Source organism: Nitrosomonas sp. Nm51 (genome assembly GCF_900111165.1).
Taxonomy (GTDB): Bacteria; Pseudomonadota; Gammaproteobacteria; order Burkholderiales; family Nitrosomonadaceae; genus Nitrosomonas.
Genome location: NZ_FOGH01000090.1, coordinates 1 through 4,519, shown reverse-complemented (window position 1 = coordinate 4,519; position 4,519 = coordinate 1). Strand labels below are relative to the sequence as shown.

The 4,519-nt window shown below is 48.3% G+C and carries 4 protein-coding genes; 1 reads left to right on the top strand and 3 read right to left on the bottom strand.

Going from position 1 to position 4,519, the window contains the following annotated elements; genetic code table 11:
• The first annotated feature begins 135 nt into the window (after window positions 1-135).
• Entirely contained in the window at window positions 136-1,071 is a 936-nt protein-coding gene (locus BMY60_RS14675; protein WP_218141720.1) for a DUF3179 domain-containing protein, read from the top strand.
• A gap of 61 nt (window positions 1,072-1,132) precedes the next feature.
• Here BMY60_RS14675 and BMY60_RS14670 read toward each other — a convergent pair whose 3' ends face one another.
• The 3 genes from BMY60_RS14670 to BMY60_RS14660 form a co-directional block, all read right to left on the bottom strand.
• Complete coding sequence (locus BMY60_RS14670) at window positions 1,133-3,244, bottom strand: PQQ-dependent sugar dehydrogenase (protein WP_256250998.1); 2,112 nt, start codon at window positions 3,242-3,244, stop codon at window positions 1,133-1,135.
• Window positions 3,245-3,476: 232 nt separating this feature from the next.
• Window positions 3,477-3,866, bottom strand: a complete 390-nt coding sequence (locus BMY60_RS14665) for a hypothetical protein (RefSeq protein WP_090334633.1) — start codon at window positions 3,864-3,866, stop codon at window positions 3,477-3,479.
• 156 nt (window positions 3,867-4,022) lie between these two features.
• Window positions 4,023-4,519, bottom strand: a 497-nt coding sequence (locus tag BMY60_RS14660) for a transposase (RefSeq protein ID WP_143057477.1), incomplete at its 5' end; no start/stop codon positions are given.

Here is a 4,519-nt window from a genome sequence, read left to right as displayed (position 1 = left end):
TCTCCTATCCAATAGGTAAGAACTTATTCTGGCGCCCACGCTCAACCGGTCAAGATAATTGTCGCCTGACCGGACAGATTAATTGTCGTCTAATATGTTACCCAATATTGTCGCACGTATTGCATTAGGTGGTTTATGAAAAACATTCACCATATTTTTCTCATCATTATTTTTCTATCAGCAGCCATCACGCAATCACATGCCGCCACCATGAACGGTTTTGTTCTGGATGGCGCATTGATACCCGAGAATGAAATTTTTTCCGGCGGCCCGCCGAAAGACGGTATACCATCGCTCGACAATCCTGTTTTTGTCAGCGCTACCCAAGCCCGTTACCTGAGCGACAGCGACCGGGTGCTGGCGTTAACGCGGAACGGCATCAGCAAGGCTTACCCTTTACGCATTCTGAACTGGCATGAAATCGTTAACGACCGGTTTGGCGATGAGGGTATTATCATTACCTACTGTCCACTCTGCGGCTCCGGAACGGCGAACGAAGCCAAAGTGAACGGCAGGCATCTGCAATTTGGTGTTTCCGGATTGCTGTATAACAGCGATGTATTGATGTACGACCGTCAAACACAATCATTATGGTCGCAAATTCTGTCACAGGCCGTGACCGGGCCAATGAAAGGCACCGAGCTTCCCGCCGTACCGGTAACGCATACCACCTGGAGTGACTGGCGCTCCCGCCATCCGGATACGCTGGTATTGAGTCAGGAGACCGGCTTTAATCGCAATTACTTCGCCAATCCTTACGATGGTTATGAGCGGGATAACAGCATCATGTTTCCGGTGCGCTTCCGCGCTGAAGGCTATCACCCCAAGGAACAGGTGCTGGGGTTAGTAATGGAAGGAAAAGCCAAAGCTTACCCATTTGTAGAGCTGACAAAAGGTTCCGGCATGATTGATGACCAGCTGGGCGGCCACCGGGTACAGATCAGATACAATCACAGGCATCAATCCGCCGAGGCATTTGATGAGAAAGGGGAGCATCTGCCGGGCGTTGTTTTATTCTGGTTCGCGTGGTACGCGTTTCATCCGCAAACCGACATTTACCGAGCCAAATAAAGCAAAAGACGAAAACCGGATGGACTTTTACTCAATCCGGTTTCTCAGTTGCTAATTGCAATTATTTTATCAGGGTCGCTTGTTTCAGTTCAAAAGTTAACCGTGGCAAGCCGGGAATCAGTTCAAGCTCCGCTAAATAGGTCGATACCGAATTATCTGCGTTTGAAATATTGACAAACGGAATATTCAAGATACCGGTTTCTTGATCGAATGTAGCATTATCTCCGCGAAAACTTTCAGCCAGTTTTTCCGCCTGAATCAGTTCGAAACGCAATGGTTGGCTACCCTGTACAGCTTGCAGTTGCGCCCGATATACATCATTGCCACCTCCCTGCATCACATCGATAGCCGGTATATCGAGTATCCTGCCACTGAAACCGGCGTTGGGTACAAGTTTATATATGGCTCCTGTAGTTTCAAACGGTATACCAGTTGCATTGCCAAGGACATAGAATTCACCTGTTGCATCCTGACCAAAACCAAGCACCCAGAAACCGGGAGTATCGCGCAGCGTCAGATCGAGCTCCAGAATTTCAGCGCCACGAGTATAGAATATTCGGCCATCACCATTGCCTGTCCTGTCAACATCACCGAACACATAGGACTGCTGCAGAGCGCTGATGGATTCGCCACGGTAGATAAAACCACCAATAATCGCGGTACCTTCATCATGATCGTATTGAACGACAGGATCGATCAAGTTCCCGGAAACCGGCTCACTGGTCACAAAACCAGGATCATTTCCATTGGGGTCAAAACGGAAGCTACCCTCCTTAGTGCTCCAGCCATAATTACCGCCAGCCTGAATCAGATTCACTTCTTCAATATCGTTTTGTCCAACATCCGCAAGTACCAGCAATCCGGTTATCGCATCAAATGAAAACCGGAATGGATTGCGAAAACCGTAAGCATATATCTCGTTCAGTACGGTTTCTGATCCAGCAAATGGATTGTCAGCGGGGATACCGTATTGACCATTTGCTGCGTTATTTCCCATTGGGTCAATCCGTAGCAAACTACCGAGTGGATTAGCCGTATTTTGCGCATTACCGTTTGTGCCATGCCCAATCATCGGGCTGCCTGCAAATTCCTGCCCATCGCGGTCATCGGCTCCGCCGCCATCGCCTAAAGCAACATAGAGCATGCCGTCAAGGCCAAAATTCAGCGCTCCAGCATTATGGTTGAATTGCGGCTGATCAACAGCCATCAAAACACGCTCCGCGGCTACTGTAGCTTGATTCTGCGTCGTATTGTCAAACTCCAAACGCCATTCACGGATAACGGAGCGGTGATTTGCTGTCGAACCCTCCGGTATGGTGGAAAAATCACTGACATCTGTTGCCGGTTCCGAGGTGTAGGTATAAATTAGGCCATTTTCTGCATACTGGGGATGAAAAGCAAAACCCAAAAAACCGCGTTCATCAAATGTACCGCTTCCAAATGCGCCCAACGGTACAAGTCGGTCGGATATATCCAGAAAAACGGCTTTGGTGTTATCAGATAAATTGATGCGCCATAACTTGCCATCCTGATCGCTTACATACAAGTGTTGACTGTCTCCGGGTGCGGCTACCGCCCAATTCGGCGCGGTCAGGCCTTCCGCAATCTGCTTGAGTCTGAGCCGGGTTGTTCCTTTCCGGATCGATTCGGGAATCGGATCTTCCAAACGCTGGTTTGCTGGGGCTTGTGAAGCAACAGCGCTTAAATCATCCAATACGGCATAACCCTGGCCTGATTCGTTTCGCAAAATTACGCGTGCAACCGGCTTTCCCAGTGATGCTGTACTTGCGATAACTTCTGTCCAGTTGGAAGACGAACCTGGAAAACTGATTAAAACCTGACCGTCACCATCCAAAAGTTCGAGCATACTGTTATTGTTACCGTTCTGTGTGCGGTAAAATACCGTGAGTTGTTCAGCGGGTGGGTTGAAATCAATGTTCCCTGTTGCGCCTAGCGGCACCATCCAGGCGTTTGAGCCCGTGTGATAGAGTGAGAAATTACCCACCGATTTGGCTTCGCCGCCACTGAATACCGCAGAAGCTGATTCGTCAGTGAGTGTGAAAGAACCGCTGGTGTTGTTGAATTCAAAACTGGTATTAATTTCCGCAGCGTGAGATAAAAAAGAGATACTTAGTATCGCAAGAAATAATTGTATTGAAGTATAGAATTTCATTTTGAGCCCCTTCCAACAAAAAAGTCTATAAATAGCCTGTCAAGAACAAAGTATTCAAAATTCACTGCGCTTTTTTTTATCAAATAAACAATGCCCAGTCAGGTAACCATTTGAGCGCTGCTGTTTCAAGTACTTTGTCAAAACCGGCAAAGACCATTACACCAAGGGTCAGCAGCATAATACCCAGAAGTCGTTTTCCACTATTCGAATGCTTTAGTTCTACTTTGTCAGATTATTCAAAAGCCACTTTTCGCCTGGCAGAAGACTTTTTAGCGCTGAGTCGTCGTCGGTGCCGCTTATGAATAATATCAGCCAGATCCTCGGTGGTAAGTTGTCTTTGCGGCAGCATGTGCGCTAATGCGGTCACCAGGTCATTGAAGGATAACATCGGCCATTGCTTGCGCCCAAGCATCTTTTGCTTGACCAAGAATAGCGTTGCCAGCATGACCAGCGCCATGTGATGATGCCATGCATCCCACCGGCGTACTTGATAATCGGCCATGCCGCATTCGCTTTTCGCTTCATGAAAGCTGTGTTCAATGAAGAAACGCTGTGCCTGTACTTGCGCCAGTTCTTGTAACGGCGTTTCAAGTGACGCGTTGGATAAGCAATAATGCGACATTTCGCTAGCGCCGGTCTCCCGTCTAGCCAGCAAGTACCGGCGATGCGCCTGTTTCTCGGCGCCATCCCATACCCAAACGGGAGCATGAAGATATTCCGCTTTCAGTGTACCTTTCTCACCCTCACGCAGGCTAAGTCGCAGCCAAGCAGCATCCGGTTATGCCGATGTCCATTGATCAACACGTATCGCTTCATTTTGTGCCTTCAACTGTTTCGGTTGTCTGCCACGGCCATTCCATGCAGGAATACTTGGCATTGGGTCTTCAAGATAAACCATCTGCCGACAGTGAACATCAGCGACAAATGTGCAACCAAACTTATCAACACCTCTCAAGAAAGCAGGATCCTTGCCATAACCGCCATCAATACCGACATAACCAAAACGCACGCCGCGCTGTTTGGCTGTTTCGATCATCGATAATGCAATCCTGCATTTGCTTTGATAATGCCGGCATGCCACAGGTATTGCCGCCTTCTTGCAACGATCCGGATCATTTACCCAATGCTGTGGCAAATACAAGCGTGTATCAATCAAACCGGCCATGCTGTTTTGGCACAAACTGGCAAATACACCGACCTGACAATTGTCTACCTTACCAAGACGGCCATTCCATTGACTCTCCTTTCTTCGCAAAAGCGCTTTCATCGATAATC